The organism is Pseudomonas sp. DP-17 (assembly GCF_022380625.1).
GTDB classification, from domain to species: domain Bacteria; phylum Pseudomonadota; class Gammaproteobacteria; order Pseudomonadales; family Pseudomonadaceae; genus Pseudomonas; species Pseudomonas nitroreducens_A.
Window position 1 is genome coordinate 223,194 of record NZ_JAKSXG010000002.1, and the last position, 13,172, is coordinate 236,365.

The 13,172-nt window shown below is 66.2% G+C and carries 11 protein-coding genes; 4 read left to right on the forward strand and 7 right to left on the reverse strand.

Annotation, left to right across the window (positions count from 1 at the left end):
* The first annotated feature begins 66 nt into the window (after positions 1–66).
* On the forward strand, positions 67–987 hold the full coding sequence (locus MJ122_RS06710; protein ID WP_017518310.1) for a LysR family transcriptional regulator: 921 nt from the start codon (positions 67–69) through the stop codon (positions 985–987).
* Positions 988–1,124: 137 nt separating this feature from the next.
* A complete protein-coding gene (locus tag MJ122_RS06715) occupies positions 1,125–1,541 on the forward strand; it encodes a cupin domain-containing protein (protein ID WP_239743146.1) in 417 nt (138 codons plus the stop codon).
* Positions 1,542–1,684: 143 nt separating this feature from the next.
* Here the strand turns inward: MJ122_RS06715 and MJ122_RS06720 are convergent, their stop codons facing one another.
* Positions 1,685–3,019: an MFS transporter gene (locus tag MJ122_RS06720; protein WP_239743148.1), complete on the reverse strand. Its 1,335-nt coding sequence runs from the start codon at positions 3,017–3,019 to the stop codon at positions 1,685–1,687.
* A gap of 537 nt (positions 3,020–3,556) precedes the next feature.
* Here MJ122_RS06720 and quiC point away from each other — a divergent pair.
* Positions 3,557–5,467, forward strand: coding sequence for a 3-dehydroshikimate dehydratase QuiC (gene quiC, locus MJ122_RS06725; protein ID WP_239743150.1), 1,911 nt, complete (start codon positions 3,557–3,559; stop codon positions 5,465–5,467).
* A gap of 100 nt (positions 5,468–5,567) precedes the next feature.
* Positions 5,568–6,233: a TetR/AcrR family transcriptional regulator gene (locus tag MJ122_RS06730; RefSeq protein ID WP_239743152.1), complete on the forward strand. Its 666-nt coding sequence runs from the start codon at positions 5,568–5,570 to the stop codon at positions 6,231–6,233.
* Between the two features lie 169 nt (positions 6,234–6,402).
* Here the strand turns inward: MJ122_RS06730 and MJ122_RS06735 are convergent, their stop codons facing one another.
* The 6 genes from MJ122_RS06735 to MJ122_RS06760 form a co-directional block, all read right to left on the reverse strand.
* Complete coding sequence (locus MJ122_RS06735) at positions 6,403–7,251, reverse strand: shikimate dehydrogenase (protein ID WP_239743154.1); 849 nt, start codon at positions 7,249–7,251, stop codon at positions 6,403–6,405.
* Positions 7,244–7,696 (reverse strand): type II 3-dehydroquinate dehydratase, encoded by a 453-nt coding sequence (aroQ, locus tag MJ122_RS06740; RefSeq protein WP_088418489.1) that lies wholly within the window; start codon positions 7,694–7,696, stop codon positions 7,244–7,246. The genes MJ122_RS06735 and aroQ overlap by 8 nt, the downstream gene beginning before the upstream one ends.
* A 390-nt stretch (positions 7,697–8,086) precedes the next feature.
* On the reverse strand, positions 8,087–9,481 hold the full coding sequence (lpdA, locus tag MJ122_RS06745; protein ID WP_239743312.1) for a dihydrolipoyl dehydrogenase: 1,395 nt from the start codon (positions 9,479–9,481) through the stop codon (positions 8,087–8,089).
* Between the two features lie 24 nt (positions 9,482–9,505).
* Entirely contained in the window at positions 9,506–10,789 is a 1,284-nt protein-coding gene (locus MJ122_RS06750) for a dihydrolipoamide acetyltransferase family protein (protein WP_088418493.1), read from the reverse strand.
* Entirely contained in the window at positions 10,790–11,842 is a 1,053-nt protein-coding gene (locus MJ122_RS06755) for an alpha-ketoacid dehydrogenase subunit beta (RefSeq protein WP_017518320.1), read from the reverse strand.
* Positions 11,839–13,071: a 3-methyl-2-oxobutanoate dehydrogenase (2-methylpropanoyl-transferring) subunit alpha gene (locus MJ122_RS06760; protein ID WP_239743156.1), complete on the reverse strand. Its 1,233-nt coding sequence runs from the start codon at positions 13,069–13,071 to the stop codon at positions 11,839–11,841. The genes MJ122_RS06755 and MJ122_RS06760 overlap by 4 nt, the downstream gene beginning before the upstream one ends.
* Positions 13,072–13,172 lie beyond the last annotated feature (101 nt).

Below are 13,172 nucleotides of genomic sequence, written 5' to 3' on the forward strand. Positions count from 1 at the left end.
TTAAAACCAGCGCATAGGAAAGCGGCAAATGCCTTTGCCCACTATTTTCAATGCCGGAAATGCATCATGGATCTGCGCCAACTCCGCTACTTCATCGCCCTCAACGAACACCGCAGCTTCGTGCGTGCCGCCGATGCCATGGGCATCACCCAGCCGGCGTTCAGCCGCAGCATCCAGGGCCTTGAGCAGGAGCTGGGCTGCCGGCTGGTGGACCGCGGCAGCAAGGACCTGCGGCCCACGCCAGAGGGACAGGTCGTGCTGCAGCACGCGCTGAGCCTGGTGCAGGGGGCCAACAACCTGAGCCACGCGGTGGCCCGGCTGAACAAGCTGGACTCGGGTGAGCTGCGCTTCGGCAGTGGGCCGGCTCCGGCGCAGAAGCTGGTGTCCGACGCGGTGTCGCGTTTCGTCCAGCGCTACCCGCGCATCCACATCCAGTTCGGCGTCGACAACTGGGAGCGCCTCGCGCGCAGCCTGAGCCGCGAGGAGATCGAATTCTTCATCGCCGATATCCGCCATTTCGAGGCTGACCCGAACTTCCAGACCCGCGCACTGAAGCCGCGCAGCGGGCTGTTCTTCTGCCGTGCGGGGCACCCGCTGCTGGCCAAGGAGAGCCTGTCCACCAACGACATCTTCGCCTACCCGCTGGCGGCCACGCTGATTCCGCCCAGCGCGCGAAAGATGCTCGCCAACCTCAGCGGCAAGATCGACATCAGCACCAACGTGCAGTGCGAGGACATGGCCTCGCTGGTACGCATCGTCGGCCAGACCGACGCCATCGGCATCGCGGTGGAAGAAGCGCTGAGCGAGCCGATGGTGCGCGGCGAACTGGTGCGCCTGCACTTTCGCAACCTGCCGCAGAACGTCGACATCCTCCAGGCCCGCTGCGGCATCGTCACTCGCAGCGGCGACCGCCTCTCGGCGGCGGCGCGGGCGATGATCGAGCTGCTGGTGGACCTGGATGCGGGGGTGGAGAGCGCGGTGGCGTAAGGCGGTGCCGGTGCGGATTCCGCGCTGAGCCGACCACTGTCGCAATGGCTTCCCCTTCTTCCGCTGAATTGGCTGTTGGCCCTCCTGGCCGCCGGGCGTAGCGTGGAGCCATCTTCCCACTGCCCGAGGTCAACGCCATGCCCGCCACTTCCTTGAAATTCTTTTTCGCCGGCCTCGGCCTGGTGTTCAGCCTGCCGGCACTTGCCCACGAGGCGGACGCCCGCAGCGAGAAAATCACCGTCCAGCAGGAGCAGAAACTCCCCGACGCGGCGGGCAAGAAGGGCCTGATGATCACCGTCTCCTATGCGCCCGGCCAGGCTTCCGGCGCCCACGTGCACAGCGGCTCGGTATTCGCCTACGTGCTCGAAGGCGCGGTGATCTCCCAGCTGGAAGGGCAGAAACCGGTGACCTACCGGGCCGGCCAGTCCTGGTACGAGGCGCCGAACACGCCGCATCTGGTATCGCGCAATGCCAGCAACGAAAAACCGGCCAGGCTGCTGGTGTGGATGCTGCTGGACGAGAAGGCCCCGGTGTTGACGCCGCTGAAACAATGAGCGCAAAAACAGAACCCCGCCAATCGGCGGGGTTCTGCTTCTCAGGCTGTGCATTCATCCGTAGGGCGCATAACGCGCCGGCGTTATCCGCCACACAGGTGCCGGCGGATAACCTGTGCCGGATCATGCGCCCTGCGCAGGGCTCACTCCGCCACGCCCGGCACCTTGCGCGGAGCCATGAAGAACATCCAGGCCAGGGCCAGGAAATACATGGTCGGGATGATGGTGAACAGCACCGCATAGTTGTTGTGGGTGACGGTGAGGATGTAGCCGACGATCTGGGTCATGAACATCCCGCCGATGGCCGCGCACATGCCGCCGAAGCCGAACACCGTGCTCATCATGTGCTTGGGCGTGTAGTCCATCACCAGGCTCCAGATGTTCGCCGTCCAGGCCTGGTGCGCGCCGACGCCCAGGGCGATGGCGGCTACGGCGATCCATAGTCCGCTGGCCTTGGCGGCGAAGACCACGCCGATGATCACGCAGGCGCAGATGAACATCGACAGCAGGCGCGCACTGATCGGCTTCACGCCGCGGCCGATCAGCCAGGACGAGAGTATGCCGCCGCCGATGCTGCCGAAGTCCGCGGTCAGCCAGATCAGCATCAGCGGGATGCCCATCTGGGTCACGCTGATGCCCAGGCCGTACTGCTGGTTGAGGAAGGGTGGCAGCCAGTAGAGATAGAACCAGAACACCGGTGCGGTCAGCGAAAGGGCCACGGCGAACGCCCAGGTGCCGCGCATGCGCAGGATGGCGGAAAAGGGCACGCGTTCGGCCGGCGGCTCGTCGGCTGCCTGGATGTAGTCCAACTCGCTCTGCTTCACCGTCGGGTGTTCTTCAGGGTTGAAGTACTTCAGGCTCCACAGCACCACCCAGACGAAGCCCAGTGCGCTCATGCACAGGAACGCCGCCTGCCAGCCCCAGGCCGCGAGGATCAACGGCAGCAGTGCGGGGGTGAGCATGGCGCCGACGTTGGTGCCTGCATTGAAGATGCCGGTGGCCATGGCCCGTTCGCCGGCCGGGAACCACAGACGCGTAGTCTTTACGCAGGCCGGGTAGTTGGCGGCTTCGGTCAGGCCGAGGATGAAGCGGCAGACCATGAAGCCGGCCGCCGAACTGGCCAGGCCGTGGGCGCCGGTGGCGAAGCTCCACAGCAGCACGGCGAAGAAGAATGCGCGCTTCACACCGATGCGGTCGATCAACCGGCCCTGCAGCACGAAGCCGATGGCGTAGCCCACCTGGAACCAGAAGTTGATGTTGGCGTAGTCCATGGCCGTCCAGGCCATCTTCTCGGCGAGCAATGGTTGCATCACGCCCAGGGCGGCGCGGTCGATGTAGTTCAGTGTGGTGGCGAAGAACACCAGGGCGAGCATGCCCCAGCGCACCTTGCCGACGGCCATGGCGCCACGCACCTTGCCGAAGAAGGAGGAACCGTGCGGCGCGACCGCAGCAAGGGGAGCGGATTGCGTATGGATCATGATCGGGGCCATCCGTTATCGGGCTGACGCGCAGCCTCAGGAATTATTGTCGTGCCGCAGGCATCCCGCGTGCTCCACCGCCAATCGGTGTGGCATCAGGAAAGACGTGCGGTGGCTGGCGGAAAATCAGTGCGCGCGAGGGCGCCCGCGCAACGAGCACAGCTCCGGCATCAGGCGGGCCCGGACGATTCGCGGATGGGGGATGCAGGCGAGGCGAAGGTGAGGGATGTACATGAGCATTTACCCGTTCTTGAAATTGTTATGGATGACACGCAGGCCATCTCGCAGCGGCTGGTGGTGTCCATTGGGCGGAGGCAGGTGCCCGCAGGGACAGCCGGATTGCGTCGACGTGGCTAAATCTTGAGCAGCGGCTGGAACAGCGTCAATTCGATAAACGGCCTTTGGTTCGGTAATCGAACACAAAACTAACCAGTTAGTACACTTTAAATTGCCGGCGACCCGGACCGCCAGAATAATCAGACTCAGCCGGAACCCGATTCCAACAAGCCCTCAGTACATCCGGCAGGAGTCAAAGAAATGCAACGTTCGATCGCCACCGTTTCCTTGAGCGGAACCCTGCCGGACAAACTCGAAGCCATCGCCGCCGCCGGCTTCGACGGCGTGGAAATCTTCGAGAACGATCTCCTCTATTACGGTGGCAGCCCGCGTGACGTGCGCCGGCTCTGCGCCGACCTGGGGCTGGCGATCACCCTGTTCCAGCCGTTCCGCGATTTCGAGGGTTGCCGCCGCGACCGCCTGCCGCGCAACCTCGACCGCCTGGAGCGCAAGTTCGACCTGATGCAGGAACTGGGCACCGACCTGGTATTGATGTGCACCAATGTCGCCGCCGACTCCCTGGGCGAGCGCGAATTCCTCCTCGAGGATCTCGGCCTTGCTGCCGAGCGCGCCGGTGCCCGTGGCCTGCGCGTGGGGTACGAGGCGCTGGCCTGGGGGCGCCACGTGAACACCTGGCAGCAGGTCTGGGACCTGGTGCGTGAGGTGAACCACCCGGCGCTGGGGGTGATCCTCGACAGCTTCCACACCCTCTCGCTGAAGGGCGACCCGGCCGGCATCGCACAGATTCCGGGGGAGAAGATCTTCTTCGTGCAGATGGCCGACGCGCCGATCCTGGCGATGGACGTGCTGGAGTGGAGCCGGCATTTCCGCAACTTCCCCGGCCAGGGCGAGTTCGACCTCGCGGGCTTCCTTGCGCCGATCCTCAGGAGCGGTTATCGCGGCCCGCTGTCGCTGGAAATCTTCAACGACGGTTTCCGCGCCGCGCCGCCGCGTGCCAACGCCGCCGACGGCCTGCGTTCGCTGCTCTACCTCGAGGAAAAGACCCGCGCCCGCCTGGAAAGCCAAGGCACGCCGAAGGAGCAGCTCGACTGCCTGTTCGCGCCGCCACCGGCCAGCCAACTGGATGGCGTGGAATTCCTTGAGTTCGCCGTCGATGAAGCCCTTGGCGCGCGCCTGGGCAACTGGCTGGAACGTCTGGGCTTCGCCCGCGCGGGTGAGCACCGTTCCAAGGCGGTGAGCCTGCTGCGCCAGGGTGAGATCAATATCGTACTCAACGCCGAACCCTATTCCTTTGCCCACAGCTTCTTCGAGGCCCATGGCCCGTCGTTGTGCGCCACCGCCTTGCGCGTGCGTGACGCCGCCAGCGCATTGCATCGCGCACAGGACTACAAGGGCCAGCCCTATCGCGGGCTGGTCGGCCCCAACGAGCGCGAGATTCCCGCCGTGCGCGCGCCGGATGGCAGCCTCATCTACCTGGTGGAGGAGCGCGCGGCGGGGCAGACCATCTATGACGTCGATTTCCGCCTCGATCCTGCCGCGAAGCCGACCGGCCAGCTGCAGCGCATCGATCACATGGCCCTGGCACTACCGGCGGACGGGCTGGACAACTGGGTGCTGTTCTACAAGGGCCTGTTCGACTTCGAGGCCGACGACGAAGTGGTGCTGCCCGACCCCTATGGCCTGGTGAAAAGCCGCGCCCTGCGCAGCACCAACGGTAGCGTGCGGTTGCCGCTGAACATATCGGAGAACCGCAACACGGCGATCTCCCATGCGTTGTCCAGTTATCGCGGCTCCGGCGTCCACCACATCGCCTTCGCCTGCGAAGACATCTTCGCCGAGGTGGCGCGGGCCAAGGATGCCGGCGTGCCGCTGCTGGAAATCCCGCTGAACTACTACGACGACCTGGCCGCGCGCTTCGACTTCGATGACGAATTCCTCAGCGAACTGGCCTACTTCAACGTGCTCTACGACCGTGACGCCCATGGCGGCGAGCTGTTCCACGTATACACCGAGCCGTTCGAGGAGCGCTTCTTCTTCGAGATCATCCAGCGTCGCGGCGGCTACGCAGGCTACGGCGCGGCCAACGTCGCCGTACGCCTGGCCGCCATGGCCCAGGCGCGCAACGGCACCACGCGCCGGCCGAAGGTCTAGTCCCGCCGCGCTTTGCCTCGCAAGGGGGCCGGCGCGCATAATCCGCGCATCCCTTCAGCCAAGCAGGCGCCATTGGGCGCCTGCCAGACGATGCCGAGCCATGACCGACAGCGCTACCCAGCCGATTCCCGCCGCAACCGCTCGCCGGGGCCGCAAGAACAACCCGGAGAAAACCCGCGAGGACATCCTCCAGGCGGCCATCGTCGAGTTCGTTCAGCAGGGGCTTTCCGGCGCGCGGGTGGACGCCATCGCCGAGCGCATGAACACCTCGAAGCGGATGATCTACTACTACTTCGGCAGCAAGGAGCAGCTCTACCAGGCAGTGCTGGAGAAGCTCTACGGCGACATCCGCGGCACCGAGCAGACCCTGCACCTGGCCGAACTGGAACCGCTGGAGGCCATGCGCCGGCTGGTGGATTTCACCTTCGACCACCACGACCGCAACGTCGATTTCGTGCGCATCGTCTGCATCGAGAATATCCACTATGGCCAGTTCGCCGCAGGCTCCGAAGCGATCCGCTCGATGAACAGCAACATCCTGCGCACCATCGAGGACATCCTCCAGCGCGGCGCCGCCAGCGGTGAGTTCCGCGCCGGCCTGCAGGCCATCGACGTGCACATGCTGATCAGCGGGTTCTGTTTCTATCGGGTGTCCAACCGCCATACCGTCGGCTCGCTGTTCCAGGTCGAGCTGGAGGACCCGGCGATCAAGGCGCGGCACAAGGAGATGATCGTCGAGGCGGTTTTACGGTACGTGCAGCCGTAACCGGATTCGGATCTGGAGCGAAGGTTGTTCGCGAGCAAGCTCGCTCCTACAAGAGCCGCTCGATTTGAAACCTGGCGTAAGCGGACTCCGTCCGCGATGTGCCATCGGCCTGTTCCGAGCGGCCGGGAATCGATCGCGGATGGAGTCCGCTCCTACGCTCGTTGTGAAATCACATCGTGGCGAAATGCGCCAGCATCCGCTCGGCGTCCGCCTCCACGCCACTGACCAGCTCGAACGCCTTCACCGCCTGGAACACCGCCATGTTGCCGCCATCCAGCGTGCGGCAGCCGAGGCTGCGGGCGTGCCTGAGCAACTCGGTCTCCAGCGGGAAGTAGATGATTTCCGCGACCCACAGGCCCGGGTGCAGCAGCTCCAGCGGCAGCGGCGCGCCGGGCAGCTTGGCCATGCCCACGGGCGTGGTGTTGACCAGTCCGTCCGCTTCGGTGACCGCGCCGGCCAGGTCATGACCGACCCGCGCGCGCTGCCCGCCGAAATGCGCGTTGAGGTTGTCCACCAGCGCCTGGGCGCGGGCAGCATCCACTTCGAACAGGGTCAGCTGCTGCACGCCTTCGCCGAGCAGCGCATGGGCGACCGCCGCGCCCGCGCCGCCAGCGCCCAGTTGCACCACGCGCTCGCGCGGCGCATCGCTGAGGTTGCGCCGGAAACCTTCGGCAAAGCCCAGGCAGTCGGTGTTGTGGCCGATCCGCTTGCCCTCGCGCAGCACCACGGTATTCACCGCGCCGATGCCCCGCGCCTCATCCGACAGCTCGTGCAACAGAGGAATCACCGCCTGCTTGCAGGGAAAGGTGATGTTCAGCCCGGTGTAGCCCATGCGCTCCGCGGCGGCGAGCAGGTCGGGCAGGGCGCCGGCATCGACACCGAGGGTATCCAGGTCGATCAGCCGGTAGAGATAGCGCAGCCCCTGGGCGTCGCCCTCGCGCTCGTGCAGGGCTGGCGTACGCGAAGCCTGGATGCCGGCGCCGATCAGGCCGGCCAGCACTGTGCGGTGGTCATGCATGGCGTTCACCCTCAAGCAGCTTGGCGAAGTGCTGGATGCCGGCGCGGTAGCCGTCGCTGCCCAGCCCTGCGATGACGCCCACGGCAACGCCGGAAACGAACGAGTGGTGGCGGAACTCCTCGCGTTTGTGAACGTTGGACAGGTGCACTTCGATCACCGGCAGTTCCACGGCAGCGAGCGCATCGCGGATGGCCACCGACGTGTGGGTCCAGGCGGCCGGGTTGATCAGGATACCGGAGCAGCGCCCGCGTGCCTGGTGGATCCAGTCGATCAGCTGGCCTTCGTGGTTGGTCTGGCGGAACTCGATTTCCAGGCCGTTCTCGGCGCCGGTGCGCTGGCAGAGCGCGGCGATGTCGTCGAGGGTTTCATGGCCGTAGGTGGCAGGCTCGCGAGTGCCGAGCAGATTGAGGTTCGGCCCGTTGAGCACGAGCAGCGTTTGCGGCATGGGTTTGGCTCCGTTGTTCTTGTATGGCCGAGGTCGAATGGCCTGTAGGAGAAAAATGTACCAAACAGTTAATTTAGTCAATGCGGCGTAAAGATGAGCATTTTTGCGGCGAAAATTCATGATCGAGCCGAGAAGGGCCGTGAATGGCCGATACTCTTGCGTGAGTGAACGCGCACGGAGGCCCTGGGCAGAACCAGAATCCGTGCGGTGATCGACCCGGATGCGTAGGAGCGGACTTCGTCCGCGATCGGCATCCGCGGTGAAGAAATCGCGGATGAATCCGCGCCTACGCAGCCATCCATGGTCTGCGTAGGCGAATAACGCGCCTGCAAAAAAAGACCCGCCAATCGGCGGGTCAGGAGGGGGAAGCCCAGTTGGAGAGAACAGGCGTCAGACGTGCAAGGCATGCCCCAGCGCGCGCAGGGCAGCTTCCTGCACCGCTTCGCCGAGGGTCGGGTGGGCGTGGATGGTGCCGGCGATGTCTTCCAGGCAGGCGCCCATTTCCAGCGACTGCACAAAGGCCGTGGACAGCTCCGACACCGCCTTGCCCACGGCCTGCCAGCCGAGGATCAGGTGGTTGTCCTGGCGCGCCACCACGCGGACGAAGCCGTCGCTGGCCTCCAGGGTCATGGCACGGCCGTTGGCGGCGAACGGGAAGCTTGCCGTCAGTACCTGGTAGCCGGCCGCCTGCGCCTGCTCGGGCGACAGCCCGACCACCACCACTTCCGGATCGGTGAAGCACACTGCCGGGATAGCCGTGGGGGTGAAGGCGCGGCGCTTGCCGGCGATGATCTCGGCAACCATCTCGCCCTGGGCCATGGCGCGGTGGGCCAGCATGGGCTCGCCGGCGATGTCGCCGATGGCCCAGACGTCACGCATGGAGGTGCGGCACTGGTCGTCGATCTGCACGGCGCGGCCGTTCATGTCCAGGCGCAGGGTGTCGAGGTTCCAGCCGGCGGTGTTGGGGTGGCGACCCACCGCGACCAGCACCTGATCGGTTTCGATCACCCGTTGCGAGCCCGCGCCGTCCTGCACGCGTAGGCTTTTGCCGTCCGGCTCCAGGCCCATCACGCTATGGCCCAGGTACAGCTCGATGCCCAGCTTGCGCAGGGAATGGGCTACCGGCTTGGTCAGTTCCTCGTCATAGGTGGGCAGGATGCGTGGCTGCGCTTCCACCACCGTGACTTCCACGCCGAGCTTGCGATAGGCGATGCCCAGCTCCAGGCCGATGTAGCCGCCGCCGACCACGGCCAGGCGCTTGGGCAGCGCCCTGGGTGCCAGCGCCTCGGTGGAGGATATGACGTTGCCGCCCAGCGGCAGGAAGGGCAGTTCCACGGATTTCGAACCGGCCGCCAGCAGCAGGTGTTCGGTGTGGATGTGCCGGGTACCGCCTTCGCTCAGATCGACCTCCACGGTCTTGCCATCGACGATCTTCGCCCAACCGTTCACCACGGTGACGCCGTGCTTCTTCAGCAGCGCAGCGACGCCGGTGGTCAGGCGGTCGACGATGCCGTCCTTCCATTCCACGGTGCGCTGGATGTCGATGCTTGGCGCCTGCACGCTGATGCCCAGCGGCGACTTGCCGGCGAACTCGCGGGCTTTCAGGTATTCCTCGGCGGCGTGGATCAGCGCCTTGGACGGGATGCAGCCGATGTTCAGGCAGGTGCCGCCCAGGGCAGCACCTTCCACCAGCACGGTGCGGATGCCCAGCTGGCCGGCGCGAATGGCCGCGACGTAGCCGCCGGGGCCGCCACCGATCACCAGCAGGGTGGTTTCGAGAGTCAGGTTCTGCTTCACGAGTCGGCTCCGTCAGTCGATGAACAGGGTGGCGGGATGTTCGAGCAGGGCGCGTACGGCCTGGATGAAGGCCGCCGCATCCATGCCGTCGACCACCCGGTGATCGAAGGACGAGGACAGGTTCATCATCTTGCGCACGACGATCTGGCCGTTGATCACCATGGGCCGCTCGACCATGCGGTTGACCCCGACGATGGCAACTTCCGGATGGTTGATTACCGGCGTGCTGACGATGCCGCCGAGCGCGCCGAGGCTGCTCAGGGTGATGGTCGAGCCGGAGAGTTCTTCGCGGCTGGCCTTGCCGTGGCGCGCGGCTTCGGCCAGGCGCGCCACTTCCGCGGCGTTGCCCCACAGGTCGCGGGATTCGGCGTTGCGCAGCACCGGCACCATCAGGCCGTTGTCGCTCTGGGTGGCGACGCCCAGGTGCACCGCGCCGTAGCGGGTGATGACGTCTGCTTCGTCGTCATAGCGCGCGTTGAGCTGCGGGAAGTCGCGCAGGGCGACGACCATGGCGCGGGCAATGAAGGGCAGCAGGGTGAGCTTGCCGCGGGCCGCAGCGTGCTTGGCGTTGAGGTGCACGCGCAGCGCTTCGAGGTCGGTGACGTCGATTTCCTCGACGTAGCTGAAGTGCGGGATGCGCCGCTTGGCCTCGGCCATCTTCTTCGCGATCATGCGGCGCAGGCCGATCACCGGGATCTGGTGCTCGTCGTGGCGTGCGGCATAGCCGGAGGCAATGGTAGCGCCGCCGTGTTCCAGATAATGCTCCAGGTCTTCGCGCAGGATGCGCCCGGCCGGGCCGCTGCCCTGCACGAACTGCAGCTCCACGCCGAGGTCGCGGGCACGCTGGCGCACTGCCGGCGAGGCCAGCGGTTTCTCGCCCGGCGCGCGGCGTGGTGCCGGCGACGGAGCGGGGCGCGCGGCCGGGGCGACCGGTTTGCTCTCGACGCGCGGCGCCGGCCTGGGGGCTTCGTCGATGGCAGCGGGCTTGGCTTCCGGCTTGGCCGGGGCGTCTTCCTGGGCCTTGGGTTGCGCGGCTTCGCGGTGGTTGCCGTGGCCTTCCACTTCCAGGCGGATCAGCTCGCCGCCCACGGCCATCACCTGGCCAGGCACGCCGCCCAGGGCGATGATCCTGCCGGCTACCGGCGAGGGGATTTCCACGGTGGCCTTGTCGGTCATGACTTCCGCCAGCAGCTGGTCCTCATGGACCTCATCGCCGACCTGGACATGCCACTCCACCAGCTCGACCTCGGCGATACCTTCGCCGATGTCCGGCATCTTGATGACGTGAGTGCCCATTCAGACCTCCATGGCGCGCTTGAAGGCCGCGCCGACACGCGCGGGCCCCGGGAAGTAGTCCCATTCCTGGGCGTGCGGGTAGGGGGTGTCCCAGCCGGTCACGCGTGCGATGGGGGCTTCGAGATGGTGGAAGCAGTTTTCCTGGACCAGCGACATCAGCTCGGCGCCGTAGCCGCAGGTGCGGGTGGCCTCGTGGACGATGACGCAGCGGCCGGTCTTCTTCACCGACTCGACGATGGTGTCCAGGTCCAGCGGCCAGAGGCTGCGCAGGTCGATGATCTCGGCATCGATGCCAGTCTCCTCGGCGGCGGTCTGGGCGACGTAGACGGTGGTGCCGTAGGTCAGCACGGTGAGCTCGGAGCCGGGGCGGGCGATGGCCGCCTTGTCCAGCGGAACGCTGTAGTAACCTTCCGGCACCTGGCTGGCCGGATGCTTGGACCAGGGCGTCACCGGCCGGTCGTGGTGGCCGTCGAACGGGCCGTTATACAGGCGCTTGGGTTCGAGGAAGATCACCGGGTCGTCGTTCTCGATGCAGGCGATCAAGAGGCCCTTGGCGTCGTAGGGGTTGGACGGCATGACGGTGCGCAGGCCGCAGACCTGGGTGAACATCGCCTCCGGGCTCTGGCTGTGCGTCTGTCCGCCATAGATGCCGCCGCCGCAGGGCATGCGCACTACCATGGGGACGGTGAAGTCGTTGACCGAGCGGTAGCGGATGCGCGCCGCCTCGGACACCAACTGGTCGGTGGCCGGGTAGACGTAGTCGGCGAACTGGATTTCCACCACCGGGCGCAGGCCATAGGCGCCCATGCCGACGGCGGCGCCGATGATGCCGCTCTCGGAGATCGGCGCATCGAACACCCGCGAGGTGCCGTACTTCTTCTGCAGGCCTTCGGTGCAGCGGAACACGCCGCCGAAGTAGCCGACGTCCTGGCCGAACACCACGACGTTGTCGTCGCGCTCGAGCATCACGTCCATCGCCGAGCGCAGCGCCTGGATCATGGTCATGCTGGTGACCGCCTGGGCGTTCTCGTGTTGCGGGTTCATGGCATTCATACCCCAAGCTCCTGGCGCTGCCGGCGCAGGTGTTCCGGCAGGTCCTTGTAGACGTCGTCGAACAGGTTGGCGGCGCTGAACACATGGCCGTCCACCAGCGAGCCGTGGCGTTCGGCTTCTTTTTGCGCGGCGATCACTTCGGCTTCCAGTTCCTTCTTCAGCGCTTCCTGTTGCTCTTCGGACCAGATGCCGAGGCCGATCAGGTGCTGCTTCAAGCGGGCGATGGGATCGCCCAGGGGGAAGTTGGTCCAGTCGTCGGCGGGGCGGTACTTGGACGGATCGTCCGAGGTGGAGTGCGGGCCCGCGCGATAGGTGACCCACTCGATCAGGCTCGGGCCATGGCCACGGCGGGCGCGTTCGGCGGCCCACCGCGAGGCGGCGTAGACGGCGAGGAAATCGTTGCCGTCCACCCGCAGCGAGGCGATGCCGCAACCCACGCCGCGGTTGGCGAAGGTGGTGCCTTCACCGCCGGCGATGGCCTGGAAGGTGGAGATCGCCCACTGGTTGTTGACCACGTTGAGGATCACCGGCGCGCGATACACGTGGGCGAAGGTCAGGGCGGTGTGGAAGTCGGATTCGGCGGTGGCGCCGTCGCCGATCCAGGCGGACGAGATCCTGGTGTCGCCCTTGATCGCCGAGGCCATGCCCCAGCCGACGGCCTGGATGAACTGGGTGGCGAGGTTGCCGGAGATGGAGAAGAAACCCTTCTCGCGGCTGGAGTACATGATCGGCAGCTGGCGGCCCTTGAGCGGGTCCTGCTCGTTGGAGAGCAGCTGGCAGATCATGTCCTTGAGCGGGTAGTCGCGGGTGATCAGGATGCCTTGCTGACGGTAGGTCGGGAAGGTCATGTCGCCGCCCTGCAGGGCCATGGTGTGGGCGGTGGCGATGGCCTCTTCACCCAGGCACTGCATGTAGAAGGACATCTTCTTCTGGCGCTGGGCGGTGAGCATGCGCGCGTCGAAGATGCGCGTCTTGAGCATCAGGCGCATGCCGCGCAGCAGCTGCTCGTGGCTCAGGTCCGGAGCCCAGGGGCCGACGGCATGGCCGTCCTCGTCGAGCACGCGCACCAGGCTGAAGGCCAGGTCGGTGGTCTGCGCGGGTTCGACATCGATGGCGGGCTTGCGCACCTCACCGGCGGGCGAGAGGTGCAGGTAGGAGAAGTCGGTCTTGCAGCCCGGGCGTCCGGTGGGTTCGGGGACGTGCAGGCGGAGCGGAGCGTAGTCGGTCATGGCGGGTCTCCAGTTGTGATCGTTGGGTGTGGATCAGCAGACGGAAGAAGCCATGCCTGGCGGACGCACCCGGCCGGATAAGGCTACGGTGCGGGTGCCGC

Bases quoted from the DNA above. Each gene is read 5' to 3' on its own strand.
- MJ122_RS06710 (WP_017518310.1), top strand. From the start codon at position 67: ATGGATCTGCGCCAACTCCGCTACTTCATCGCCCTCAACGAACACCGC.
- MJ122_RS06715 (WP_239743146.1), top strand. From the start codon at position 1,125: ATGCCCGCCACTTCCTTGAAATTCTTTTTCGCCGGCCTCGGCCTGGTG.
- MJ122_RS06720 (WP_239743148.1), bottom strand. From the start codon at position 3,019: ATGATCCATACGCAATCCGCTCCCCTTGCTGCGGTCGCGCCGCACGGT.
- quiC (WP_239743150.1), top strand. From the start codon at position 3,557: ATGCAACGTTCGATCGCCACCGTTTCCTTGAGCGGAACCCTGCCGGAC.
- MJ122_RS06730 (WP_239743152.1), top strand. From the start codon at position 5,568: ATGACCGACAGCGCTACCCAGCCGATTCCCGCCGCAACCGCTCGCCGG.
- MJ122_RS06735 (WP_239743154.1), bottom strand. From the start codon at position 7,251: ATGCATGACCACCGCACAGTGCTGGCCGGCCTGATCGGCGCCGGCATC.
- aroQ (WP_088418489.1), bottom strand. From the start codon at position 7,696: ATGCCGCAAACGCTGCTCGTGCTCAACGGGCCGAACCTCAATCTGCTC.
- MJ122_RS06750 (WP_088418493.1), bottom strand. From the start codon at position 10,789: ATGGGCACTCACGTCATCAAGATGCCGGACATCGGCGAAGGTATCGCC.
- MJ122_RS06755 (WP_017518320.1), bottom strand. From the start codon at position 11,842: ATGAATGCCATGAACCCGCAACACGAGAACGCCCAGGCGGTCACCAGC.
- MJ122_RS06760 (WP_239743156.1), bottom strand. From the start codon at position 13,071: ATGACCGACTACGCTCCGCTCCGCCTGCACGTCCCCGAACCCACCGGA.